Consider the following 24,998-nt stretch of genomic DNA (forward strand, 5'->3'; position numbering starts at 1 on the left):
CCTGCTTACTTCTTCTTGGCCGGTGCAGCGGCTTTTGGCGCCAGCTCGTTGGTCATGTCTTCCAACAGCTTGTTCACCACCGGTACGGCGCTTTCCAGCTTGGCCTGGGTCATCTGGGCCGATTGCTGGGTCAGCTGGGGCATTTTTTCCAGGACTTTCTTGCCAAGTGGCGACTTGTAAAACGCTACCAGGTCCTTGAGCTCGGATTCGCTGAAGTTGGTGGTGTAGAGCTTGACCATGTCAGGCTTGAGCTTCGGCCAGCCGATGGCCTGGTCCAGAGCGGCGTTGGCCTTGGCCTGGTAGCTGTCCAGTACCGACTGCTTGGCGGCAGGCGCCTTGGTCTGTTCAAAACGCTGGGCGAACATTTGCTGCACTTGCATGTACACCGGGGTCCCCAGCTTGTCTGCATGGGCCAGGGTAAGGAAGGCTTCGGCACTGGCGTTGTGGCTGGCGGTATCGGCAAGAACCTGGCCGCTGGCGCAAACCAGAGCAACCGCGGTACAGATGGCACGAAGACGAGTCATCGAGTTTCCTTTTCTAGCAGGCGAGGTAAGACCCCAAGGGCGACCATTCTGCGCCTAAAAAACCTCGCGGCTCAACCCCACTCCTTGGCAAGCCCCGGTTTCACGGGGCGCGATGGCACAAATACGCTTTTAGGGAACCCACGCTGGCCGCCAGGGCCTAAACTGACCAATCACGACTGCATAACGAGGGTGACCGATGAGCCGTATCGAAACCGACAGCCTGGGGGAAGTACAGGTCCCTGATGACGCCTATTGGGGCGCGCAAACCCAACGTTCGCTGGTCAATTTCGCGATTGGCGAGCAGCGCATGCCGCTGGCGGTATTGCATGCCCTGGCCTTGATCAAGAAGGCCGCCGCTCGGGTCAACGACCGCAACGGCGACCTGCCCGCCGATATTGCCCGCCTGATCGAACAGGCTGCCGACGAGGTCCTGGACGGCCAGCATGATGACCAGTTCCCGCTGGTGGTCTGGCAGACCGGCAGTGGCACCCAGAGCAACATGAACGCCAACGAAGTGATCGCTGGCCGCGCCAACGAACTGGCCGGCAACAACCGCGGCGGCAAGAGCCCGGTGCACCCCAACGATCACGTCAACCGTTCCCAGAGTTCCAACGACTGCTTCCCCACCGCCATGAGCATTGCTGCGGTGCAAGCGGTGAACAAGCAACTGCTGCCGGCGATCGCCACCTTGTCCGGTGGACTGGCAGAATTGGCCGCGCGGCATATGAAGCTGGTCAAGACCGGCCGTACCCACATGATGGATGCCACACCGATCACCTTCGGCCAGGAACTTTCGGCGTTTATCGCCCAGCTCGATTACGCCGAGCGTGCGATCCGCAGCGCCCTGCCCGCGGTGTGCGAGCTGGCCCAGGGCGGCACCGCCGTCGGCACCGGCCTCAATGCCCCCCATGGCTTTGGCGAGGCGATTGCTTCCGAGCTGGCCGCGTTGTCGGGTTTACCTTTTGTGACCGCGCCGAACAAATTCGCCGCCCTCTCCGGCCATGAGCCGCTGGTGACCTTGCACGGCGCGCTGAAAACCCTGGCCGTGGCGCTGATGAAGATCGCCAACGACCTGCGCCTGCTGGGTTCCGGCCCTCGCGCCGGGCTGGCCGAAGTCAAGTTGCCGGCCAACGAACCGGGCAGTTCGATCATGCCCGGCAAGGTCAACCCCACACAATGCGAAGCGCTGTCGATGCTGGCCTGCCAGGTGCTGGGCAACGACGTGACCATCGGCATGGCCGCCAGCCAAGGGCACTTGCAGTTGAACGTGTACAAACCGGTGATCATCCACAACCTGCTGGAGTCGATCCGCCTGCTGGCCGATGGCTGCAACAACTTCCAGGAGCATTGCATTGCCGGTCTTGAACCCGACGCCGAGCAAATGGCCCAGCACCTGGAACGCGGGCTGATGCTGGTCACCGCCCTCAACCCGCATATCGGCTACGACAAGTCAGCCGAAATCGCCAAGAAGGCTTACGCCGAAGGGCTGACACTGCGTGAGGCTGCACTGGAGCTGGGCTACCTCACCGATGCCGAGTTTGACCAGTGGGTGCGCCCGGAAAACATGCTCGGCGCTTAAACCGACATCCGCAGCCGCCGGGCCCTGAGCCCGGCGAGCAGCGAAGGCGCCAGCGCCACCATCGCCGAGCCAGTCACCACCACCAAAGCCCCCACATACCCCAAGGCATTGATCTCTTCGGCTTGCACATAGTCCGGCCACAGCCAGGCCGCCACTGCCACCGCCACAAAGGTCACCAACGGCGTCAACGCCAGGGTCGCACTGACCCGCGAGGCTTCCCAATGCGCCAGGGCTTCGGCAAATGCGCCGTAGGCCACCAGCGTATTCATGCAGCACGCCAGCAGCAGCCAGCCTTGCAACGGGCTCAACTGCAACGCCTCCAGCGGGTGCGCCCAAGGCGTGAGCAACACCGCGCACGACAAGTAAATCACCATCATCACCTGCAATGAATTCCATACCGTCAGCAACTGCTTCTGCCCCAGTGCATAGAACACCCAGATGGTGGTGGCGAGCAGGATCGTCAGCACACCGGCGGTGTAGGTGCCCATGGACGTCAGCAATTCCACCAGACGTTGATTGAAGAACAAGCCGAAGCCTGCGATCAGCACCAACAGCCCCACTCCCTGCCCCAGGCTGAAGCGCTCCTTGAACACAAACACACTGGCAACCATCAGAAAGATCGGCCCCATCTGCACCACCAACTGCGCCGTGCCGGGGCTAAGCATTTTCAGGCCAACCAGGTACAGCACGTAGTTGCCCACCAGGCCACACACCGCCATGCCCACCAGCCACCCACCCTTGGGGCCAAGCACTTTGCGGCTGGGCAGGCGTTTGGTGGCGGCCAGGTAAACGAACAGGCACGTGCCCGCTACCATGAGGCGAAACCAGGTCACGGTGATCGGGTCCATCACCTGCAACACTTGCTTGAGCTTGATCGGGAGAATGCCCCACAGGAACGCGGTCAGCAGGGTCAGGAAGAAACCGTAGACCCAGCGGCCGGAAGAGATGTGCATGAGTGCCCCAGATGCCAGAGGAAGTGGAGCAGGCATTCTAGGGGCAAGTCACTGAGTTCGGATACGTCACAGTTTTGAGTGTGGGAGCTTGCCTGCGATGGCCATACGCCCACGGTAACCACGATGCGAAGCGAGTCGCTCTTGATCTTGCTCTTGATCTGCTTGTGATCTTGATCTCAGGCGCCCCGTTAAACCACGCTGGCCGAACGCAGGCTTGAATTCGTGGGTAACCCGGCAGGACGCCGGGTTAGCCGCCCCGCGCCATGGATGGCGCGTGGCGGCGGCCCACGGATTCAAGCCTGTGTTCGGGCACACCGAGCCTAGGCGAGGTGCCGAGTGGTGGGGCAAGAGCGTTTTGCTTACTTTTGCGCTTTTCAAAAGTGAGCCGCCGTCAGGGCGGAACCCTAAGTGGCCGTTACCGAAATAACGGATATGTACCCGGTCCAACTGTGTTGACTGTTAGGCCGCCTTCGCGAGCAAGCCCGCTCCCACAGGTTGATCGTGGTGTGCCAGGTAGATGGGTGTCGGCTATCAGGCCGTCATCGCAGGCAAGCCAGCTCCCACATTAGCCCTCCCACACTGGCGCTGTTCCAACCGCAGTCAGCGCACCGCTTCGAAGAGCCCGGTGGCGCCCATCCCGCCCCCCACGCACATGGTGACAATCCCATAACGAAGATTGCGCCGTTGCAACTCCCGCACCAGGTGCCCTACTTGCCGCGAGCCGGTCATGCCGAACGGGTGCCCGATGGAGATCGAGCCGCCGTTGACGTTGTACTTGGCATTATCAATCTCCAGGCGATTGCGCGCGTAAAGGCATTGGGAAGCAAAGGCCTCATTGAGTTCCCACAGGTCGATGTCCGCCACCTGCAAACCCTTGGCCTTGAGCAACTTGGGCACCGAGAACACCGGGCCGATGCCCATCTCGTCCGGCTCGCAACCGGCCACGGTAAAGCCACGGAAGAACGCCTTGGGCTTGAGCCCCAGCTCCAGGGCTTTTTCCAGGCTCATCACCAGGGTCATCGACGCACCGTCGGAGAGCTGCGAGGAGTTACCTGCCGTCACCGAGCCATCCTCGGCAAATACCGGCTTCAGGCCGCTGAGGCTGGCCAGGGTGGTGTCCGGGCGGTTGCAGTCGTCACGGTCTACCACGCCATCCAGGATCTGCACCGCGCCAGTGTTCTTGTCCTCGACCTTGTACTTGACCGCCATCGGTACGATTTCATCGTTGAACAAGCCATCAGCCTGGGCCTGGGCGGTGCGTTGCTGGCTTTGCAGCGCATAAAGGTCCTGGTCTTCGCGGCTGACGTGATATCGGCGCGCAACGATTTCGGCGGTCTGGCCCATGGGGAAGTAAATGCCCGGCACCTGTTCTTTAAGCAGCGGGTTGATCAGGTTATCGGTGTTGACGCTCTTCATGGTCAGGCTGATGGACTCCACGCCACCGGCAACAATGATGTCGCTGCAGCCCGAAGCGATCTGGTTGGCGGCAATGGCAATCGCCTGCAAGCCCGACGAACAGAAACGGTTGAGGGTCATGCCCGCCGTACCGGTGCCCAGTTGCGAGAGCACCGCCACGTTACGCCCGATGTTATAGCCCTGGGCGCCCTCGTTGGAGCCGGCGCCAACGATGCAGTCTTCCACCGTCGCCGGGTCGATCCCGTTGCGGGCCAGCAGCGCATTGACACAATGGGCCGCCATGTCATCGGGACGGGTCTGGTTGAACTTGCCGCGAAAGGATTTGGCCAGGCCGGTTCGCACGCTGTCGACGATCACTACTTCACGCATGGGCTACCTCGATCTTGTGGATGTGAATCGAGGATAGATCCAGGCCTGGCCGACCGCGATGATCATTCACTGCGTGGATGCAAAAGCATGGACCGACGTGGGAAACGGCAAGCCCCTCAGGCTATTTCTTTTTCTTCTTGTCGTGCTTGTCGCTTTTATCAAACGCTTCTTCCAGCGCACGGTTGATGGTGCGCAGCACCTTGACCCGCGCCCAGCGCTTGTCGTTGGCCTCTACCAGAGTCCAGGGCGCCACCTCGGTGCTGGTGCGGTCAACCATATCGCCCACTGCCGCGCGGTAGTCGTCCCACTTGTCGCGATTGCGCCAGTCGTCTTCGGTGATCTTGAAGCGTTTGAAGGGGATTTCTTCACGGGCCTGGAAGCGCTCCAGTTGCGTCTCCTTGTCGATGGCCAGCCAGAACTTGACCACGATCACCCCCGCATCGCGCAGTTGCTCTTCGAAGTCATTGATCTCGCCATAGGCGCGCATCCAGTCCGCAGGGGTACAGAAGCCTTCGATGCGCTCCACCAGCACGCGGCCGTACCAGGAGCGGTCAAACACGGTGAACATGCCGCGCGCCGGGATCTTCTGCCAGAACCGCCATAGATAAGGCTGGGCCCGTTCGTCTTCGCTGGGCGCGGCAATCGGCACGATGTGGTACTGGCGCGGGTCCAGTGCTGCCGCCACTCGACGGATCGCCCCACCCTTGCCCGCCGCGTCGTTGCCCTCGAACACGCTTACCAGCGCGTGCTTGCGCATGCGTTTGTCGCGCATCAGGCCAGAGAAGCGCGCCTGCTCGGTAATCAGTTGTTCTTCGTAATCATCCTTGTCCAGGCGCAGGGTCATGTCGAGGCTGTCGAGCAGGCTCTTGCGGTCCACCGAGGCAAGCAACGGCGCCGGGTTCATGCCGCTGGCCTTGACCTTGGCCTGCTTCAGGGCACTTTGCAGCCCATCGAGCAGGATCTTGCCCACGGTCAGCCCACGGTAAAGGGGGTCGACGCCTTCGATCACATGCCACGGCGCGTAATCGCGGCTGGTGCGGCGCAGCACACGCTCACCGAAATGCACGAACTTGTCGTAGGTCTTGGACTGCTGCCAGTCCAATGGGCTGATGCGCCAGCTGTGCAGCGGGTCGTCGGCCAGCGCCTTGAGGCGCGCCTTCATCTGTTTTTTGGACAGGTGGAACCAGAACTTGAAGATCAGCGCACCTTCATCGCAGAGCATCTTTTCCAGACGTTCGGCGCCGGCGATGGCCTGGTCCAGGCGCGCATCCTTGATCTGCCCATGCACGCGGCCTTGCAGCATCTGGCTGTACCAGTTGCCGAAGAAAATGCCCATGCGGCCCTTGGCCGGCAGTTGCCGCCAGTAGCGCCAGGCCGGTGGACGCGCCAGTTCTTCGTCGGTCTGCTGGTCGAAGGTGCGCACTTCGATCAGGCGCGGGTCCATCCATTCATTGAGCAGCTTGACGGTTTCACCCTTGCCCGCGCCCTCGATGCCGTTGATGAGGATGATCACCGGGAAGCGTTTCTGCTGTTGCAGTTCGTACTGAACTTCCAGCAAGGCTTCACGCAGGGCCGGCACTTCGGCGTCGTAGGTTTCTTTGTCGATGGCGTGACCGATTTCGGCGGATTCGAACATGGGCAGCTCCGTTTCAAGATGGCTCAAGACTAGCGGATTGGGCCCCGACACGCGCAAGGAAATACAACCCAGCCTTGCCATGGATCAATTCAACGCCTGTTGATCGGCTAGAATGGCCGCCTTGCCTTTGCCCGCTTTCATTTTATGAGCCGCCATGAACCCCATCACCCACGCCCAGCTCGACTGGGATGACCAAGGCCGCCCGCATTCGCGGGTATTCGACGACGTGTATTTCTCCGACCAGTCGGGCCTGGAAGAAACCCGCTACGTGTTCCTGAAGCAGAACCGCTTGCAGGAACGCTTCGCCGCCTTGCCCGCAGGTGGGCGCCTGGTGATTGGTGAAACTGGCTTCGGCACCGGCTTGAACTTCCTCTGCGCCTGGCAGTTGTTCGAACAGCACGCAGTCGCCGGTGCGCGGCTGCACTTTGTCAGCGTGGAAAAGTACCCACTCAGCCATGCCGACCTGCAACGCGCCCTCGCCCTCTGGCCCGAACTGCAACCCTTGGCCGAGCAACTGCTGGCGCAATACATTGCCATCCACCAGGGTTTCCAGCGCCTGGTACTGAACAACGGCCGCGTGACCCTGACCCTGTTGATCGGCGATGCGCTGGAACAATTGCCGCAACTGGACGCCCAGGTCGATGCATGGTTTCTCGACGGGTTTGCCCCGGCGAAAAACCCCGACATGTGGACCGCCGAGCTGTTCGCCCAACTGGCGCGCCTGGCGGCACCGGGCTCAACCATCAGCACCTTCACCAGCACCGGCTGGGTAAGGCGGTTGATCAATGCCGCCGGGTTCAAGATGAAACGCACGCCAGGCATCGGCCATAAGTGGGAGATCCTGCGTGGGGAGTTTGTCGGTTGGCCCGCCGACTTACCCGCGCCCGCCCCACGTAAACCCTGGTTCGCCCGGCCACCCGCCATCGAGGGAGAACGTCATGCCCTGGTCATCGGCGGTGGCCTGGCCGGGTGCGCGACCGCCGCCAGCCTGGCCGCCAGGGGTTGGCGTGTCAGCCTTCTGGAGCGCCACGCCGGCTTGGCACAGGAAGCGTCGGGCAACCCACAGGGTGTGTTGTACCTCAAGCTTTCGGCCCATGGCACGGCCTTGTCCCAGCTGATAGTCAGCGGTTTTGGCCACACCCGACGCCTGCTGGAACATTTGCACCGAGGTGTCGATTGGGACGGTTGTGGCGTGTTGCAACTGGCGTTTGACGCCAAAGAGATCCAGCGTCAGGCTCAATTGGCAAACGCCTTTGCTCCGGACCTGCTGCATCTGCTGGACCGCGAGCAGGCGCAGCAAAAGGCGGGAATCGAACTGGCCCACGGCGGGTTGTTTTTTCCACAGGGCGGTTGGGTGCATCCGCCCGCGCTGTGCCAGTGGCAGGCCAAACATCCACTGATTGAAGTGCTCACCCACCACGAGGCACTGGAACTGCACCGGCTCGACGACCAATGGCAAGCCCGCGCCGGTGACCGCGTACTGGCCAGCGCCGGTGTCGTGGTGCTCGCAGGGGCTGCGGAGATCAAGCGTTTCCCCTTCAGTGCTGACATACCGCTCAAGCGCATCCGTGGGCAGATCACTCGGCTGGCGCAAACCTGCGCGAGTAAAGCGCTGGCCACGGTGGTCTGTGCCGAGGGCTACGTCGCGCCGGCCCGGCTTGGCGAACACACCCTGGGCGCCAGTTTTGACTTCAACAATCAAGACCTCACGCCCACGCCCGCCGAACACAGCGGCAACCTGCAGATGCTGCGCGAGATGTCTACCGACCTGCTGCAGCGCCTGGGTGCCGACCGCCTGGCGGCCGAACAACTGGAAGGCCGTGCCGCGTTTCGTTGTACCAGCCCCGACTACCTGCCCATCGTTGGGCCACTGGCCGACCATGCGGCGTTTGAGCAGGCTTATGCGGTACTGGGCAAAGACGCCCGGCAAGTGCCACAAACGCCATGCCCGTGGCTGCCGGGGCTGTTTCTCAATAGCGGCCATGGTTCGCGTGGCCTGATCACTGCGCCGTTGTGCGGCGAACTGCTGGCTGCATGGCTGAGTGATGAGCCCCTGCCCGTGCCAACCAGCGTAGCCGAGGCTTGCCACCCCAATCGATTTGCCCTGCGCGCGCTGGTGCGAGGCCAAGGCGCTGCACAAAAAAAGCCGGATTAAAGGCAAGGCGGCTATCTGCCTTATAACTTATCGGTCTAAAACTCCACGCATAGCACTGGGTCAGTTTCTGGGTACGCGCCCTTTTGGGCGTATTGAGTATTGACCCCTCCCCAACGGAAAAACCGGTAAGGAACTTATGTGTGGACTAGCTGGCGAGTTACGCTTTGATCATCAACCTGCCGACCTGGCAGCCGTAGAACGCATCACGCACCACCTCGCCCCCCGAGGCCCCGACGCCTGGGGCTTTCATGCCCAAGGGCCGATTGCCCTGGGCCACCGCCGCTTGAAAATCATGGACCTGTCGGACGGCTCTGCCCAACCGATGGTCGACGCCCATCTGGGGCTGTCCCTGGCGTTCAATGGCGCTATCTATAATTTCCCGGAGCTGCGCCAAGAGCTGGAAGCCCTGGGTTACGCCTTCTATTCCGGCGGCGACACCGAAGTGCTGCTCAAGGGCTATCACGCCTGGGGCGAAGCGCTGCTGCCCAAGCTCAACGGCATGTTCGCTTTCGCCATCTGGGAGCGTGATGCCCAGCGTCTGTTCATCGCTCGTGACCGTCTCGGGGTGAAGCCCTTGTACCTGTCGCGCACCGGTCAGCGCCTGCGTTTCGCCTCGGCGTTGCCAGCGTTGCTCAAGGGTGGGGATATCAACCCGATCCTCGATCCGGTCGCCCTCAACCATTACCTGAATTTCCACGCCGTGGTCCCTGCGCCGCGCACGCTGTTGGCCGGCATCGAAAAGCTGCCGCCCGCCAGTTGGATGCGCATCGACGCCAACGGCAAAACCGAACAGAAAACCTGGTGGACCCTGCCCTACGGGCCCCATGAGGACGAAAAACACCTGACCCTGGAAGACTGGACCGACCGCGTGCTCGACAGCACCCGCGAAGCCGTGGCCATCCGCCAACGCGCCGCCGTGGATGTCGGCGTGCTGCTGTCAGGCGGCGTCGACTCGAGCATGCTCGTCGGCCTGCTGCGTGAAGTGGGCGTGGAGGATTTGTCGACCTTTTCCATCGGCTTTGAAGACGCCGGCGGCGAACGTGGCGACGAGTTCCAGTACTCAGACCTGATCGCCAAACACTACGGCACCCATCACCACCAACTGCGCATCGCCGAAAGCGAGATCATCGAGCAACTGCCGGCCGCCTTCCGCGCCATGAGCGAGCCGATGGTCAGCCATGACTGCATCGCCTTCTACCTGCTGTCGCGGGAAGTGGCCAAGCATTGCAAAGTGGTGCAGAGCGGCCAGGGCGCCGATGAACTGTTCGCCGGTTACCACTGGTACCCGCAAGTGGACGGTGCCAGCGACCCGTACGCGGCCTATCGCGAGGCGTTTTTCGACCGCAGCTACGACGACTACGCGGCGACCGTCGCACCCCAATGGCTGACCGCCAACGACGCCGCCGGCGATTTCGTGCGCGAGCACTTTGCAATGCCGGGCGCCGACGCGGCCGTGGACAAGGCCCTGCGCCTGGACAGCACGGTGATGCTGGTGGATGACCCGGTCAAGCGCGTCGACAACATGACCATGGCCTGGGGCCTGGAAGCGCGCACGCCGTTCCTCGACTACCGCCTGGTAGAGCTGTCGGCCCGTGTGCCGGCCCAGTTCAAGCTACCCGACGGCGGCAAACAGGTGCTCAAGGAAGCGGCGCGCCGGGTCATCCCCAGCGAAGTCATCGACCGCAAGAAAGGCTACTTCCCCGTGCCCGGCCTCAAGCACCTGCAGGGCGATACCTTGAACTGGGTGCGCGAGTTGCTGCTGGACCCGAGCCAGGACCGCGGGCTGTTCAACCCGGCCATGCTCGACCGCTTGCTCACCGACCCGCAAGGCCAACTGACCCCACTGCGCGGCTCCAAGCTGTGGCAGTTGGCGGCGCTGAACCTGTGGCTGAGCGAACAAGGAATCTGATCCATGAAACCGAATGCCGCGGCTTACAGCCAACGCTTACTCAAGGGCCAGGCGCCGACCTACGAGCGCCTGCAAGCGCGCCTGGCCGAAGATGGCAGCGCCCTGGCCGCCGACCCCATTGCCGTGCATTGCGGCTGGGGCCGTTTGTTGATCGGCCACACCTTTCCCGACCCGGCAAGCCTGGCCCTGGAACTGCTCAACGAGCAGCCCGGCGAGCGCGATATCGCGCTGTACGTGGCCGCGCCCCAGCAAATCCTGGGCATTGACCCGCAGCAACTGTTCCTCGACCCGTCCGACACCCTGCGCCTGTGGTTCACCGACTACCGCCCGGCCACCCGGGTGTTTCGCGGCTTTCGCATTCGCCGGGTACAGAGCGAGGCCGACTGGCAAGCGGTCAACCACTTGTACCAGGGCCGCGGGATGCTGCCTGTCGACCCGGAACGCCTCACCCCACGTCATCAAGGCGGCCCGGTGTACTGGCTGGCCGAAGATGAAGACAGCGGCGCGGTGATTGGCAGCGTAATGGGCCTCAACCATCACAAGGCCTTCCACGACCCGGAGAACGGATGCAGCCTCTGGTGCCTGGCCGTCGACCCTCAATGCACGCGCCCTGGCGTCGGTGAAGTGTTGGTGCGCCACTTGGTGGAGCACTTCATGAGCCGAGGCTTGAGCTACCTGGACTTGTCGGTGCTGCACGATAACCGCCAGGCCAAGAGCCTTTACGCCAAACTCGGCTTTCGGGCGTTGACCACCTTCGCGATCAAGCGCAAGAACGGCATCAATCAACCGCTGTTTCTGGGCCCCGGGCCCCAGGCGGAGTTCAACCCTTACGCACGCATCATTGTCGAAGAAGCCCACCGACGCGGTATTGATGTGCAAGTGGACGATGCCGATGCGGGTTTGTTCACCCTTAGCCACGGCGGGCGTCGCGTGCGTTGCCGTGAGTCCCTGAGCGACCTGACCAGCGCCATCAGCATGACTCTGTGCCAGGACAAGAGCCTGACCCACAAGGTGCTCAAGGCGGCGGGCCTGCAGGTGCCGGTGCAACAGTTGGCGGGCAGTGCCGACGACAACCTGGAGTTTCTCGACGAACACCAGCGCATCGTGGTCAAGCCGCTGGATGGCGAGCAAGGCCATGGCGTCGCCGTGGATCTGCGCAGCATCGAAGAGGTGCAGCAGGCGATCGAAGCGGCGCGCCAGTTCGACAGCCGCGTGTTGCTGGAAAGCTTCCACGAAGGCCTGGACCTGCGGATTCTGGTGATCGGTTTTGAAGTGGTCGCGGCTGCGATTCGTCGCCCCGCCGAAGTGATCGGCGACGGCCAACATTCGATTCGCGCGTTGATCCAGGCGCAAAGCCGTCGTCGCCAGGCGGCCACCGACGGCGAGAGCAAAATCCCGCTGGATGCAGAAACCGAGCGCACCCTCAAAGCCGCAGGTTACGACTACAACAGCATCCTGCCCCGTGGCGTGCAACTGGCCGTGCGACGCACCGCCAACCTGCACACCGGGGGTTGCCTGGAAGATGTCACGGCGATCCTGCACCCCACGCTGGTGGACGCGGCCGTGCGTGCGGCCCGTGCTCTGGATATCCCTATGGTCGGCCTGGACCTGATGGTACCTGCCGCCGACCAGCCAGAGTATGTGTTTATCGAAGCCAACGAACGGGCCGGCCTGGCCAACCATGAACCGCAACCCACGGCTGAGAAGTTTGTGGATTTGTTGTTTCCACACAGTCAGCCGGCGACTTAAGTGATGTGTCGCCTGTACCGGCGCTATCGCGGGCAAGCCCGACTCCCACAGTTGACCGCACTCCAATGTGGGAGCCGGGCTTGCCCGCGATGAGGCCGTGCCCCCCCCTCATCGAAACCATCGATGCCCTCAACTCATCAGGAGTTTCCATGACCCGAACCATCCCCGAACCCGATCTCGCGTACCTGCAAAAAGTGCTGCTGGAGATGCTCGCCATTCCCAGCCCCACCGGTTTTACCGACACCATCGTGCGTTACGTCGCCGAACGCCTGGAAGAACTCGGCATCCCGTTTGAAATGACCCGGCGCGGCACCATTCGCGCCACCCTCAAGGGCCAGAAAAACAGCCCTGACCGCGCCGTCTCCGCCCACCTGGACACCATCGGCGCCGCCGTGCGTGCGATCAAGGACAACGGGCGCCTGACCCTGGCGCCGGTGGGCTGCTGGTCGAGCCGCTTTGCCGAAGGTAGCCGGGTCAGCCTGTTCACCGACAACGGCGTGATTCGCGGCAGCGTATTGCCGTTGATGGCCTCCGGGCACGCGTTCAACACTGCCGTGGATGAAATGCCGGTGAGCTGGGACCATGTGGAACTGCGCCTGGACGCCTACTGCGCCACGCGTGCCGACTGCGATTCCCTGGGAATCAGCGTCGGTGACTACGTAGCGTTCGACCCACTGCCCGAGTTCACCGAGAGCGGGCATATCAGCGCTCGCCACCTGGACGACAAGGCCGGCGTCGCCGCCCTGCTCGCCGCGCTCAAGGCCATCGTCGACAGTGGCGAACCCTTGCTGATCGACTGCCACCCGCTGTTCACCATCACCGAGGAAACCGGCAGTGGTGCAGCGGCCGCCCTGCCCTGGGATGTGAGTGAGTTTGTCGGCATCGATATTGCCCCGGTCGCCCCCGGCCAGCACTCCAGCGAACACGCGGTGAGCGTGGCCATGCAGGACTCCGGCGGGCCCTATGACTATCACCTGTCCCGCCACTTGCTACGCCTGGCTTCGGAGAACGACCTGCCGGTACGCCGCGATCTGTTCCGCTATTACTTCAGCGATGCGCACTCGGCGGTCACCGCCGGCCATGATATACGCACCGCCCTGCTCGCCTTCGGTTGTGACGCCACCCACGGTTACGAGCGTACCCATATAGACAGCCTGGCCGCCCTGAGCCGCTTGCTGGGCGCTTACATCCTCAGCCCGCCGGTGTTTGCCAGCGATGCGCAACCGGCCCAGGGTTCCCTGGATCGGTTCAGTCATCAGATCGAGCATGAAACGCAAATGGAGAGCGACACCCGCGTGCCGTCGGTAGACAGCCTGGTCGGCCAGAAGTCCTGACGCGGTGAGTTGATACTGGCAACAAAGGTCCCGGCGCAGTAGCATCGCCGGGACCTGACACCTGAGGCTTGTATGCTGATTCCCTACGATGCACTTGAAGTCGACACCCTGACCCGCCTCATCGAAGACTTCGTCACCCGCGACGGCACCGACAATGGCGACGACACGCCCCTGGAAACCCGCGTGCTGCGCGTGCGCCAGGCGCTGACCAAAGGCCAGGCGCTGATCGTCTTCGACCCCGAGAGCGAGCAATGCCAGTTGATGCTCAAGCACGATGTGCCCAAGCATCTGTTCGACTGAAAAGCTGCGCCTAAAGGTTGGGCACCGGCACGGGATGGGTAGCCTGGCCCTCGCCTTTGAGAATCTTGCGGTACACCTCGGCGCGGTACACGTTGACACCCATCGGTGCCTCGATGCCGAATTTCACATGAGTACCGTTCACTTCAAGGATATGCACGGTGATGTCATCGCCAATGGCGATGGCTTCGCCTATGGCACGGCTTAAGACCAGCATGGCGGTTGTCCTTTGCAAATAACAGGACCTCGACCATGCCCCCTTGGCACTGGACCGGCAATGGCTTGCGGGCAAATCAGGCGCTGCCTACATAGGTAGGTAATTTGCCTGACAGACCCCAGCCAAATCAGCCCTTCACAGCCTGCGCCTTGGCGCGCATCTTGTCGGCCATCAGGGTCATTTCGTCATACAGCAACTGCGGATTTTTCTGTTTCAACGCCCAAGCCATGCGGCCTTGCTCGTGGGGCAGGATCATGAATTCACCTTCGGCCACACGCTGGTAAATGTAGTCGGCAATATCCGCCGCCGAGATGGGCGAACTCTCAAGCAACTTGCCCACTTGAGCCTTCATGGCTGGGGTTGGCCCACGGAACGAGTCGAGCAGGTTGGTCTGGAAAAACGACGGGCACACCACATGCACGCCCACGTCCTGTTGCTTGAGCTCCACCAACAGGCTCTCAGACAACGCCACCACGCCCGCCTTGGCCACGTTGTAGTTACTCATGGCGGGGCCCTGCATCAGCGCTGCCATTGACGCGATGTTGATGATGCGCCCCTTGCTCTTTTCCAGCAGCGGCAGGAACGCCTTGCAGCCTTTGACGACGCCCATCAGGTTGATTGCGATCTGCCAGTCCCAATCCTCCAGGGACAGTTCAGCGAAGAACCCGCCCGAGGCCACGCCGGCGTTATTGACGATCACATCGATGCCCCCGAGCTTCACCTCGCAGGCCTGGGCAAAGGCCGTGAGTTGGCTGTAGTCACGCACGTCACAGCGCTGGATAAAGCCATCCCCCCCGACCTCGCGAACCTGCTTGAGGGTTTCCTGCAAACCGGGTTCGCTGACATCGGACAACGCCAACTGCCAACCTTCACGGGCCCAGCGCAGAGCGATTTCGCGACCCAGGCCAGACCCGGCGCCAGTGATCATCATGCGGTTTTGCATAGAAGTAACCTTGTGGTTTACCGAAGAAGTGACCGGCAGTGTAGCGAAGGTTTTTCCTGCACCCACGCACCATCAGATTGATGAATGCCAGAGGCAAACCCGTGGCTGGGTCGCAGTCGCGCATATAGCCCAAGTTCAATTTTTTTCAACTGATTAGTTCAAGTTGCGTACGGGGTAAAAGAAATAAGCAACTAATCAAAATGTTTTAGAAAAACAATGAATTTTCTGCCAAGTGCATGAGTCGGAATGGTTAAGGCGTCCCAATGCACATGGACGAGATAACGGTCAAACAGCCGGTTTTGCACAGAACCTATAAGGAATAAAACCATGAGCCTCATTCTAATCATTATCCTGATCCTCCTGCTGGTCGGTGGCCTGCCCGTGTTCCCGCACTCGCGTAACTGGGGTTATGGACCGTCGGGTATCCTGGGTGTGGTACTGGTTGTTCTGCTGGTGCTGTTGTTGCTCGGCAAGATATAAAACCCCGGACAAAAAAAGAGGCCTCAATTGAGGCCTCTTTTTTATTGCCGGTCAGTTAGTCCGGTTTGCCATCTACCACACCTGCGGTGTTATCCAGCAGGCTCTTGGTCGCGGTCTGCAGGAACGACTCGAGTTTCTGCTTGAGCGCAGCTTCGTCCGGCGACTCAGGAATCACCTTGCCAGTCGGCTCGGCGCCCAGTGTGTATTCCCACAACTTGGGTGGCATTTCCTTGGGCAATACCAGCACGCGATCGCCGGTGAGCAAGGCCACGGTCTGGTCGCTGCCCGATGGCTTGATCACGCCGAAACCCTTGTCACCTTCCGGCAGGTTCAGCAGGTCGCGGCCCCAGCACTGGTGCAAGGTATCGCCGCCCAGGCGGCCCATGATGGTCGGCACGATGTCGATCTGGGTGCCCACGGTGTGGTCACGCTCACCGAACTTCTCGCGCATGCCCGGTGCAATCATCAGCATCGGCACGTTGAAGCGACCCAGGTCCATCTCGGTGATCTGCTGCTCATTGCCAAAACCGTGGTCACCGACAATCACGAACAGGGTTTCCTTGAAGTACGGCTCCTTGCGGGCCTTTTCAAAGAACTGGCCCAAGGCCCAGTCGGAGTAGCGCATGGCCGTCAAATGCTCGTTGAGGCTGCCACGGTCGGTGACTTTCTCAACCGGCAATGGCGTTGGCAACGCGTACGGCGTGTGGTTGGACAGGGTTTGCAGCAACGCGTAGAACGGCTTGCCGCCTTCACGGGCTTTAAGCTCCTCCAGGCCACGGTTGAACATGTCCTGGTCGGACACGCCCCATGTAGGGTCGGAGAACACCGGGTCGACAAAGTCGTTGCGGCCGACGAAGTTGGTCATGCCCTGGTTGCTGAAGAAACCCGACTGGTTGTCCCAGGCGAAATCGCCGTTGTAGACATACACATCGTCGAAATCACGCGCACTGAGCAACTGTGGCAGGCCCGACAACTTGTGGCTGCCTTCCGGGGTCTGCATCAGGTATTCGAAGCCCGGCAGGTTCGGGAAGCAGGCCATGGTGGCGAACATACCCTGGTGGGTGTGGGTGCCGTTGGAGAAGAAGCGGTCGAACAGCAAGCCTTCCTGGGTCAACTTGTCGAAGTACGGGGTGATATTGCCCGGACGCCCCAATGCGCCCACCGAGTGACCGGCGAAGCTTTCCATGAGGATCACTACGACGTTCTTGATCGGCAGGGTTTTCTCGGCCGGTGGCGTGAAGTCACGGCGCACGGCTGCGGTGTCGGTGTCTACCAGCTTCTCTTGCGGCAGCACCAGCATGTCGCGCACGGTCTGGGTGGCCAGCGGTTGTTCCAGGGTCGCCTTCCAGATGTTGGCGCGGTCTTCACCAAAGCGCGCCTTGGCCGCCGCGATCAGCGACAGGGTGCCATTGAGGCCCAGCTGGTTGGCGAAGTTCGAATCGGTGGTGTAGACGTCACCCCAACGCAGCGGTGGCCCCTGGCGCAGGGTGCCACGGATGGCGACCACGGCGACCAGCAGGCAAACCATGAACACTGCGATGCGGCTGTACCATGGCGCCACCTGGCGCGTGCTGATAGTGCCGCCGCTGAAGGGGCCCCGTGGGCGCGTTGCGCGGTCAGCGCCCTTGAAGGCCATGCTCAGGATCAGCGTGCCCACGGCCCAGGCCAGCAGGTAACGCACCACCGGGAAACCGTACCAGAGCATGCTCATCACGGTGCTCGGGTCTTCCTTCACATACTGGAAGACCAGGCCGTTGAGGCGCTGGTGGAATTCGCGGTAGAAGTCCATCTCCATCAGGCCAAGGAACAAGGCGATGCTGGACGCAACGGTCAGCCACAAACGGAAGAACCCACGCGCCGCCATCGCTCGCACGCTGAACAGCGCCAACAGCAGCGGAATCAGCAGGTACATCACCAGGCGAATGTCCAGGCGCAGGCCGTTGGCGAAGGCTTCGAGGAACGTCGAGGCCGGCGTATCGAGGATCATCTCGCGGTTATAGACCAGCAACGCCAAGCGCAGCAGAGAAAACATCACCATCATGACCAGTGCGCAGAGCAGCGTGTACGCCAGATGGGATTTGACGGTCGGTTGCAGCAGGCGATTTGAAGCTCGCTGCTGATTCAGGGCGTCCGGGTTTGCCATGTCGTTTTAGGACCCATTGGAAGTTTAAGTTGCGAAATAATGCAGTGGCGTCCGTCCCTCGCCCAGGCTGGCTGGGGTAGGCGGTTAACGCGGTGGCGCAAATGGTGCCCGATCAAGGCCGGCAAGGCTATTAATTACTGAACGTATGCCACGGCCCTGCCTTTAAGGGCACTGGAGACAGAGCCTTGGCAGCCGGATAAAGCCGGGGAATTGTCTTGGATGGGATGTGAAAATTTCGTGCGGAGAATACTTTCGACACACAAATTTAATTAATGCCGTGAACCCCCTTGTGGGAGCAGGCAAGCCAGCTCCCACATTGACTGTGCCCGCTCCAAATCGAGTGGGTCGTCAGATCCGCACGTTACCGCGCGGCCCGGCGATAGCCCAGATGATCAGGCCCAGCACTGGCAACAGCAGGATCAACAGGATCCACAGCACTTTGGCGCCGGTGCTGGCGCCGCTTTTGAACACGTTGATGATCGCCCAGATATCCAGCGCGAGGATGATCAGGCCAATCAGACTATTAAACGTGGAACCCATGGTGTCGCTCCTAAGTGAGGGCATGCCCTTGTAGGATAGTCAGCCTTGGCGCGGGTTCCGTTTTATTTCAGACGTGTACGGCAATCCTCAAGGCTTCAAGCGAGGGCTCGGCCTTGATGCCGACTTCGGCACACAGTTCCAGCACCCGCGGCAGGTCGTTACCGAACACCAGCACTGCCTGGATCTCGTCATCCAGCAACTGGCTGAAGTTCATCAGCACATAACCGCCGTCTTCCGGGCTCAGAGCGCTCATCTGGATCTGGATGCGGTTGAGCGCGGTCAGGTCTTCGGTCTTGGCCAGTTGCTTGGGCTTGAGGTTGAACGCCACGCCCGGACCGAACGACGCAACGATCTGGGCAAACAGGTCGCCATAGGTATCGGCCTGGAACAACACCGTGTCCGGCAGGCTACCGACCACCACCCACTCCCCCAGCGGGATCGGAAAACTGTCGTCGTAGTTGATATCAGGATTGGCCGCCAGGAACGCCGCCGGGTCCGCGTAGGCCTGGGCCGCTTCGTCGGCAATACGCGCTACCTCATCCTCCCCCATGACGCCGGCGCTGATTTTGCTGATGAGTTCGACGAGGGCGGTTTTCATGGGGCGATCCTGTAACGGGCAAGTTTTGAAGGGCGCGTAGCCTACACCAGTTTCTGCAACTGCGCCGCCGTATCCACCGCGCCCATGGTCTGCGCCGCAGCCAGTGCCGTCGCGCCTTGTGCATCGGTGGCCTTGGGGTTTGCGCCTTTACCAAGCAGATAGTCAACCATCTCAACGCGGTTGAACATCGCCGCCATCATCAAGGCCGTACGCCCGTCCGAGGAGGCCGCGTCAATCGGCGTGCCGCCTTCGATCAACGCCTGGACCACCGGCAGGTTGCCTTTGAACGCCGCGCCGGCAATCGGCAACTGGTTCTTGTCGTTGGCGATCAGGGGGTCGGCCTTGAACTCCAGCAGCACTTTGACCGCCTCGGCATGGCCGTGGTACGCCGCGAGCATCAACAAGGTGTCGCCATTGTGATTACGAAAGTTGGCCGGCAGGCCTTTCGCCAACAGTGCGGCAAGCATGGCGGCGTCGCCGCGCCGAGCGACGTCGAAGACTTGCTCGGCAAACTCGGCGGCTTCGTCTTCGGTCATTTGTTTAGGCTGATCTGACATGGGGGCTCCTTGCTGAGGCGACTGACATAACTGTTTAAGGCGCCCAGTGTCGCGATGGAGTTCCCCGGTGTCATGGCTTTTTTGTCAAAAGCCGCCATAGCCAGAATCAATAACGGAATTGGCCGCCCTGGATCTGCGCCAGCAATTGCCCGGTCACCGGCACATAGGTGTCCGAACCCGGCAACCAGGCGTAGACCGGGTCATTGCCAGCCTTGTCCGGGTCGAACCCTTGCTCCTTGAGCTTCACTTTCTGGTACTTGAACGTGCCGGTGGTTTCCATCTTCACCTTGATCCGCAAAAACAACGGCACCGCATAAGGGGGCAACTGGCCGTGGGCGAATTGCAGCAGTTCGCGCATGTCCAGGCTGGCCAGGGATTCGCAGGGGGTGATGGCGACCATGCCTGCGCGGCCGTTGGTGTTGTCGATCTCGACGCCATAGGCCACCACTTCAGCGATCTGCGGGTGTTTCAGCAGGACGTTTTCCACCTCGGTGGTCGAGACGTTTTCGCCCTTCCAGCGATAGGTATCCCCCAGGCGATCGACAAATTGCGCATGGCCGAAACCGATGCTGCGCACCAGGTCGCCGGTGTTGAAATAGCGGTCGCCTTTTTCGAATACGTCGGTCAGTACCACCTTGCGGTTCTTTTCCGGGTCGGTGTAACCGTCGAAGGGCGACTTATCATCAATGCGCGCCAATAGCAGGCCCTGCCCGCCAGTGGGCACCTTGACCATGAACCCATTGTTGCCGCGCAGCGGTTCACCGCTGTCATGGGCGTAATCCACCAGCGCCCAATGCTGCAGGCAAAAGCCGATGGTGTTGTCAAAATTCAGCACGTTGGTAAAGCCGATATTGCCGTCGCTGGCGGCATACAGTTCGCAGATATGCTCCACGCCATAACGCTGCTTGAACTGCGCCCACACACCGGGGCGCAGGCCGTTGCCGACCATCTTGGTCACCTGGTTATCGCGGTCCTGCGCACTCGCGGGCTGGTCGAGCAGATAGCGGCACAGCTCACCGACATAGCCCAGGGTGGTCGCCTTGAACTGGCGTGCATCGTCCCAGAACTGGCTGGCGCTGAATTTGCGCCGAATGGCAAAGCCCGAAGCACCGATAATCGCCGCCCCCCAGCACACGCACAAGCCGGTGGCGTGGTACAGCGGCAAGGTGCAATAGAGGACGTCCTGCGGCCCCATGTCCAGGGCGATACTGCCGAAGCTCACGGCGGTTTTGGTCCAGCGCCCGTGCTTCATGATGCCGGCCTTGGGCAAGCCGGTGGTGCCGGAGGTGTAGATATAGAAGCAGGGATCGTGGAAGAACACCTGCGCCGAACTTGCCGGGTTGTCCACCGGGCTTTCGGCACTGGCGGCCATCAGGTCGATGTAGCCGTCGGGCACCCTACTATCGGGCTGATCGGCCACGAACCAGGTGCGCCCGGCAGGGATCTGAACTTGATCACGCACTGCTGCGTAAGCGCCGAGCAATTCGGCACCGACCACAATGGCAACCGGCTTGACCAGGGTCAGGCTGTGTACCAGCGCCCCTTGAGTTTGCGCCGTATTGAGCATGGCGCAGATGCCGCCCAGCTTGGCCACGGCCAGCACGTTGAGCAGCAACTCGGGGCGATTCTCGATAAACAGCGCCACCACGTCACCCTTGCGGATGCCCTGGGCCTGCAAGTGATGGGCAATGCGATTGGCGCGCTGATTGGCGTCTCGGTAGCTGATCACGCTGTCCCCATACAGCAGGGCAGCACCCTCCGGGTTACGCAAGGTGGCTTGTTCGAAATGCCAGCCCAGGCCGCAGGGTTGGCTGGGGTCGGTGACGTTGGCCGCACGCATGCCGCGCACCACCCGTGGTAGCGCCCGAACGATGGCAGGCACCTTACGCAGCATCATGCGCCAGGTGATCATGTCGATTTGCTGATGAGTCATGGCGGGACGTCCCTTTTCTTATTCTTGGTCTGGTCCAGGTACATCGACTGGTGTAGCGGAAAATACGTCAGCGGTTCTTTGGCTGTACACGCGGGATTTGAAAAGTTTTGTATCCCGTGGCGGCTGCCCGATGCTTATCTCCCTGCCGCCCCGCGCTCCAACTGTGGGAGCTGGCTTGCCTGCGATGACGACCTACCAGCCGACACTTCTCTACCTGACATCCCACGATCCAATTGTGGGAGCGGGCTTGCTCGCGAAGGCGGCCTGACAGGCGACACAGTTGGATTGTGTAGATATCCATTCCTGCGGTAACGGCCACTTAGGGTTCCGCCTGACGGCGGCTCACTTTTGAAAAAGCGCAAAAGTAAGCAAAACGCTCAGCCCCACCACTCGGCACCTCGCCTAGGCTCGGTGTGCCCGAACACAGTCTTGAATCCGTGGGCCGCCGCCCCGCGCCATCCATGGCGCGGGGCGGCTAACCCGGCGTCCTGCCGGGTTACCCACGAATTCAAGCCTGCGTTCGGCCAGCGTGGTTTAACGGGGCGCCTGAGATCAAAAGCAGATCAAGAGCAAGATCAAGAGCGGCTCGCTTCGCATCGTAGTTAGCGGGGGGATACGCCTATATCGTGTATGTGGATTTTTCCGAGCAAAAGGCGGTCAGTATCATTACAGCCCTTCCGCTCCTTGCGGAAAAACCACTGGGCGGATAGCGCAAAATGCAGGATGCACGATGGCCCTTCATGCAAATTGCACGAAAATGAAAATCCTATAAATTTATAAATACCTGATTTATAAGGATTTTCTATAAATTCCAATACTGGCACAATCACTGCACCTATCACTCCATGCTTGCCAACTTGAGCCAATGGAGCTGATAGACATGAGCCTGATCCAAGATAAATTCGCTTCGGTATTCTCCAACTACGACGTCACCACCCAGCCACGTCCGGACGGCGGCATCCTGTTGACCCTGCGCAACAGCGAAGGTAAGCAGGTCAAGCGCTCGATCTCTTATCAGCAGTTGCACACTGCCGACCAACTGACTTGGGTGATCAGCGCCATTCGCCGTGACTTGGCTGAACAAGCCAGCGAACTGCCGCAGATTTCGATGCTGCAAAGCCAGAACCGCTTTGCGCTGCCGACTTATCATTCGGCCTAAGCGACAGTATCCAGTCCTGAATAGGTTTACACCTGGTTCTTCCCGACGCCCGATGCATTGTATCGGGCGTTTTTATTCGGTCCCGCAGCCCTTTTAGTGGTCCCAAGTCTAGCCAAATGCCTCTTTGACCAAGCTGTCGAACATGCTGTAGGTCGACAGCGCTTCACGACGGTGATCTTCATCGCTGGCGTCCAGGGGTGTGACCCGCAAGGTCTGGATCTCGATGACATTGCTGGCTGCGTCATGCTGGTAGTGCAGGAGCACCGAGATACCATAGTTGTCGCCACACAGGCTGTAGCAGACATTCATATACTGCGGCTTGAGCAGCTCCAGGCCGTACATCTGGCTATGGATGGCTAAGGCACAGACCCTGGCCTGGCATGTCGCAGCGAAGGCCGACTTGGGCAGTTTCTCGGCGTAGGCCGCGTCGCCGATCACATGCACATCCGGTACTAGCAGGGATTCCAGGGTTTGGGTGTTGACCGGACACCAGCCATGCTCTGCGGCCAGGCCGTTGTGCCGTGAAAAATCATCAGCCTGTTGGGGCGCAATGATATTGATCACATGGCCGCTGACCGGACCACCCTCGGTCAGCAACTGCCCCTTGGCTTCGTCGAAACCTAGCACGGTCCCCCCCTGCAAGGCGCCGACCCACTGGATGGTGGCCTGCTTACTCCCATAGCCATAGAAACGTTTCCAGGCCTGCTCGAATTGCGCCTGCTTGGCAAACCGCGGCTTGGCATCCAGGACGATCACCCGAGAATCGGGCTTGTGGGTCTTGAGATAATCGGCAATCAGGCTGGCCCTTTCATACGGCCCGGGTGGGCAGCGGTAATCGTCCACGGGTACCGAGATCAGCACATTGCCGCCGTTGGGCATGGCCTCCAGTTGCTGCCGGAGCAAGCGCAGTTGCTCGCCGCCGCCCCAGGCATGAGGTACACGACTGGACACCGCCTCGCTGTAACCGGCGATGCTGTCGTACTTGTAGCCAATACCCGTTGCCACTACGCAGCGGTCAAAGCCGAGCACCGAACCGTCCGCGAGCCTGATCTGCTTTCGTTTGGCATCGATCAAGCGCGCCTTCTGATGGAGCACCTCGATGCCCTCGGCTCGTAACTGCTCGTAACCAAAGACCAGGGTTTCTTCGTCCCGCTTGCCCACCAGGTATTCAACCCCCAGCAGGCAGCAGTGATACTGCCGGCTGGGCTCGACCAGAGTGATGCCGACGTTGGCGTCCAGGCGCCTGAGAGTACGAGCGAAAGTTGCGCCGGCAAAACCACCGCCGATCACCACTACCGCATAAGAGTGGGCCGTCACGGCCACCGCAGGTCTGGCCAGGGCCTGGATCGAGGAAACGCCGATGCCCGTGGCCAGCCACCTGAGCAGCAGCCTGCGTTGTGGGTTCATCGACATAGTGCCCCCTGCGCGCAACCTTGTAGATACCCCAGAAGCTGCTGCAACTCCTCGCCTTTGAGGGCAGACATCGCACTGGTCATTTCCTCTGGCATCGTTCGTTGGCCTGTGACCATATCCTTCAGCACTCCTTGCATATACTGCGCATTCTGTCCTTTCACATACGGCGTATCTGCCTGCTCCTCATGGCAACTGGAACAGTGTTGCGCGTACAGCCGCTCACCCTGTTTGTGTGCCTGGGACACGGCCCCCCCGAGCGATTCTTTCGGCAGGCTGCTGTAATACTCGGCTAACTGCCTGAGCGTCTGGTCGTCGTACCCTTCCATCGCCCGGTTCATGATGGTGCCTTTGAGAGTGCCGTCGCGATAAGCCGCCAGGATCTTGTACAGGTAGGCCTCGGGCTGGCCGGCCAGCGAAGGAATCGCCCCCGGCGTGCGCTGTCCCTCGAAACCGTGGCAATTGATACAACCGTTGCTCAACATGAAGAGCTCGCCACGACTGCCTGCTTGCAGACTGGGAACTGCAAAAAACACTAGGCCAATCAACAACGCCCCGATAACCACGCGCATAGCCTGGACTCTCTCTGTGTATCGGCCGCTGCATCGGCGGCCGAGTCATTCCGTCGACTACTCAGTGAGTACGTTGCTCATGTACACCTTGGTGTAACGCAGGTACTCCTTGGGAATGTGGTAACCGCCGTAGGCTTTCACATGGCCGTCGATATACCCGCTCATGGCCTCGCGCGAAGCGAATATCCGCTTGGCTCGCTCGAAGGTCGCAGGGTCGCGGTAGATCATCATGTGGATCAGCGGCTCGCCCAGTTCGGTGGGGATCAGGTTGATCACCTTGACCCCTTCCTTCGACTTACCAGCATAAGTCTGCATGTGCGCAGCCTGAGAGGTGACGAAGGTATTCAGGAACGCCTCTTCCTGACCCTTGGGCGGCTCGAAAATGATGGTCATTGCTTTGCTGGAGGAGGTGGCGGCCGAGGCTGGGGCTGTCGGGGCCTGAGTCTGAGCCCATGCATGGCTGCCAAAAAACCAGATAAGGCCGACTAGGCCAAGACACGCTGTAAGATTGCTCACCGTTATCAC

General features: G+C 61.0%; 22 protein-coding genes. 8 read left to right on the forward strand and 14 right to left on the reverse strand.

Annotated elements, in window-relative coordinates; translation table 11 throughout:
- Positions 1 to 5: 5 nt before the first annotated feature.
- Entirely contained in the window at positions 6 to 524 is a 519-nt protein-coding gene (locus CLM72_RS18705) for a DUF2059 domain-containing protein (protein WP_105227472.1), read from the reverse strand.
- A 196-nt stretch (positions 525 to 720) separates the two neighbouring features.
- On the opposite strand from CLM72_RS18705, the gene CLM72_RS18710 reads away from it, so the two are divergent.
- On the forward strand, positions 721 to 2,103 hold the full coding sequence (locus CLM72_RS18710) for a class II fumarate hydratase (RefSeq protein WP_014719259.1): 1,383 nt from the start codon (positions 721 to 723) through the stop codon (positions 2,101 to 2,103).
- Here CLM72_RS18710 and CLM72_RS18715 read toward each other — a convergent pair.
- The 3 genes from CLM72_RS18715 to pap all read right to left on the reverse strand — a co-directional run bounded on the left by CLM72_RS18715 (position 2,100) and on the right by pap (position 6,477).
- Entirely contained in the window at positions 2,100 to 3,056 is a 957-nt protein-coding gene (locus CLM72_RS18715) for a DMT family transporter (RefSeq protein WP_105227474.1), read from the reverse strand. The two genes, CLM72_RS18710 and CLM72_RS18715, sit on opposite strands and share 4 nt — an antisense overlap.
- A gap of 600 nt (positions 3,057 to 3,656) precedes the next feature.
- The gene (locus CLM72_RS18720; RefSeq protein WP_003192745.1) at positions 3,657 to 4,841 is read right to left on the reverse strand and encodes a thiolase family protein; all 1,185 of its coding nucleotides are present in this window, start codon (positions 4,839 to 4,841) and stop codon (positions 3,657 to 3,659) included.
- Positions 4,842 to 4,962: 121 nt separating this feature from the next.
- A complete protein-coding gene (gene pap / locus CLM72_RS18725; protein WP_105227476.1) occupies positions 4,963 to 6,477 on the reverse strand; it encodes a polyphosphate:AMP phosphotransferase in 1,515 nt (504 codons plus the stop codon).
- A 154-nt stretch (positions 6,478 to 6,631) separates the two neighbouring features.
- On the opposite strand from pap, the gene mnmC reads away from it, so the two are divergent.
- The 5 genes from mnmC (at position 6,632) to CLM72_RS18750 (ending at position 13,924) form a co-directional block, all read left to right on the forward strand.
- Positions 6,632 to 8,632 carry a bifunctional tRNA (5-methylaminomethyl-2-thiouridine)(34)-methyltransferase MnmD/FAD-dependent 5-carboxymethylaminomethyl-2-thiouridine(34) oxidoreductase MnmC gene (gene mnmC, locus CLM72_RS18730; RefSeq protein WP_105227478.1) on the forward strand — a complete coding sequence of 667 codons (2,001 nt, stop codon included), beginning with the start codon at positions 6,632 to 6,634 and terminating at the stop codon, positions 8,630 to 8,632.
- 136 nt (positions 8,633 to 8,768) lie between these two features.
- Positions 8,769 to 10,541: an N-acetylglutaminylglutamine amidotransferase gene (locus CLM72_RS18735; RefSeq protein ID WP_105227480.1), complete on the forward strand. Its 1,773-nt coding sequence runs from the start codon at positions 8,769 to 8,771 to the stop codon at positions 10,539 to 10,541.
- A 3-nt stretch (positions 10,542 to 10,544) separates the two neighbouring features.
- Positions 10,545 to 12,290 carry an N-acetylglutaminylglutamine synthetase gene (ngg, locus tag CLM72_RS18740; protein ID WP_105227482.1) on the forward strand — a complete coding sequence of 582 codons (1,746 nt, stop codon included), beginning with the start codon at positions 10,545 to 10,547 and terminating at the stop codon, positions 12,288 to 12,290.
- A 149-nt stretch (positions 12,291 to 12,439) separates the two neighbouring features.
- Positions 12,440 to 13,624: an osmoprotectant NAGGN system M42 family peptidase gene (locus CLM72_RS18745; protein WP_034126152.1), complete on the forward strand. Its 1,185-nt coding sequence runs from the start codon at positions 12,440 to 12,442 to the stop codon at positions 13,622 to 13,624.
- 72 nt (positions 13,625 to 13,696) lie between these two features.
- The gene (locus CLM72_RS18750; protein ID WP_003192759.1) at positions 13,697 to 13,924 is read left to right on the forward strand and encodes a YheU family protein; all 228 of its coding nucleotides are present in this window, start codon (positions 13,697 to 13,699) and stop codon (positions 13,922 to 13,924) included.
- A 10-nt stretch (positions 13,925 to 13,934) separates the two neighbouring features.
- Here CLM72_RS18750 and csrA read toward each other — a convergent pair whose 3' ends face one another.
- Together csrA and CLM72_RS18760 are read right to left on the reverse strand one after the other, a co-directional pair.
- On the reverse strand, positions 13,935 to 14,138 hold the full coding sequence (gene csrA, locus CLM72_RS18755; RefSeq protein ID WP_096143236.1) for a carbon storage regulator CsrA: 204 nt from the start codon (positions 14,136 to 14,138) through the stop codon (positions 13,935 to 13,937).
- 127 nt (positions 14,139 to 14,265) lie between these two features.
- A complete protein-coding gene (locus tag CLM72_RS18760; RefSeq protein WP_168220183.1) occupies positions 14,266 to 15,081 on the reverse strand; it encodes an SDR family oxidoreductase in 816 nt (271 codons plus the stop codon).
- A 327-nt stretch (positions 15,082 to 15,408) separates the two neighbouring features.
- Between CLM72_RS18760 and CLM72_RS18765 the strand changes: the two genes are divergently transcribed.
- Positions 15,409 to 15,561, forward strand: a complete 153-nt coding sequence (locus tag CLM72_RS18765) for a DUF3309 family protein (RefSeq protein ID WP_003192767.1) — start codon at positions 15,409 to 15,411, stop codon at positions 15,559 to 15,561.
- Positions 15,562 to 15,616: 55 nt separating this feature from the next.
- On the opposite strand, the gene CLM72_RS18770 is transcribed toward CLM72_RS18765, so the two are convergent.
- The 5 genes from CLM72_RS18770 to CLM72_RS18790 form a co-directional block, all read right to left on the reverse strand.
- Complete coding sequence (locus tag CLM72_RS18770; protein ID WP_105227486.1) at positions 15,617 to 17,704, reverse strand: LTA synthase family protein; 2,088 nt, start codon at positions 17,702 to 17,704, stop codon at positions 15,617 to 15,619.
- Between the two features lie 348 nt (positions 17,705 to 18,052).
- Positions 18,053 to 18,244, reverse strand: coding sequence for a PLDc N-terminal domain-containing protein (locus tag CLM72_RS18775; protein ID WP_003192770.1), 192 nt, complete (start codon positions 18,242 to 18,244; stop codon positions 18,053 to 18,055).
- A gap of 67 nt (positions 18,245 to 18,311) precedes the next feature.
- Complete coding sequence (locus tag CLM72_RS18780) at positions 18,312 to 18,842, reverse strand: hypothetical protein (protein WP_105227488.1); 531 nt, start codon at positions 18,840 to 18,842, stop codon at positions 18,312 to 18,314.
- Between the two features lie 41 nt (positions 18,843 to 18,883).
- Positions 18,884 to 19,399, reverse strand: coding sequence for an ankyrin repeat domain-containing protein (locus CLM72_RS18785; RefSeq protein WP_105227490.1), 516 nt, complete (start codon positions 19,397 to 19,399; stop codon positions 18,884 to 18,886).
- Between the two features lie 106 nt (positions 19,400 to 19,505).
- The gene (locus CLM72_RS18790) at positions 19,506 to 21,332 is read right to left on the reverse strand and encodes a long-chain-acyl-CoA synthetase (protein ID WP_105227492.1); all 1,827 of its coding nucleotides are present in this window, start codon (positions 21,330 to 21,332) and stop codon (positions 19,506 to 19,508) included.
- Between the two features lie 880 nt (positions 21,333 to 22,212).
- On the opposite strand from CLM72_RS18790, the gene CLM72_RS18800 reads away from it, so the two are divergent.
- Complete coding sequence (locus CLM72_RS18800) at positions 22,213 to 22,491, forward strand: DUF3509 domain-containing protein (RefSeq protein ID WP_003172952.1); 279 nt, start codon at positions 22,213 to 22,215, stop codon at positions 22,489 to 22,491.
- Positions 22,492 to 22,599: 108 nt separating this feature from the next.
- Here CLM72_RS18800 and CLM72_RS18805 read toward each other — a convergent pair whose 3' ends face one another.
- Genes CLM72_RS18805 through CLM72_RS18815 form a run of 3 tightly spaced genes read right to left on the reverse strand, consistent with a single transcriptional unit; the run spans position 22,600 to position 24,866 of the window.
- The gene (locus CLM72_RS18805; protein WP_105227494.1) at positions 22,600 to 23,904 is read right to left on the reverse strand and encodes an FAD-dependent oxidoreductase; all 1,305 of its coding nucleotides are present in this window, start codon (positions 23,902 to 23,904) and stop codon (positions 22,600 to 22,602) included.
- Positions 23,895 to 24,473, reverse strand: a complete 579-nt coding sequence (locus CLM72_RS18810; protein WP_105227496.1) for a cytochrome c — start codon at positions 24,471 to 24,473, stop codon at positions 23,895 to 23,897. The genes CLM72_RS18805 and CLM72_RS18810 overlap by 10 nt, the downstream gene beginning before the upstream one ends.
- Before the next feature lie 57 nt (positions 24,474 to 24,530).
- Entirely contained in the window at positions 24,531 to 24,866 is a 336-nt protein-coding gene (locus CLM72_RS18815; RefSeq protein ID WP_105227498.1) for a hypothetical protein, read from the reverse strand.
- Positions 24,867 to 24,998: the final 132 nt, after the last annotated feature.

It is taken from the genome of Pseudomonas sp. MYb193, assembly GCF_002966775.1.
Taxonomy (GTDB): domain Bacteria; phylum Pseudomonadota; class Gammaproteobacteria; order Pseudomonadales; family Pseudomonadaceae; genus Aquipseudomonas; species Aquipseudomonas paracarnis.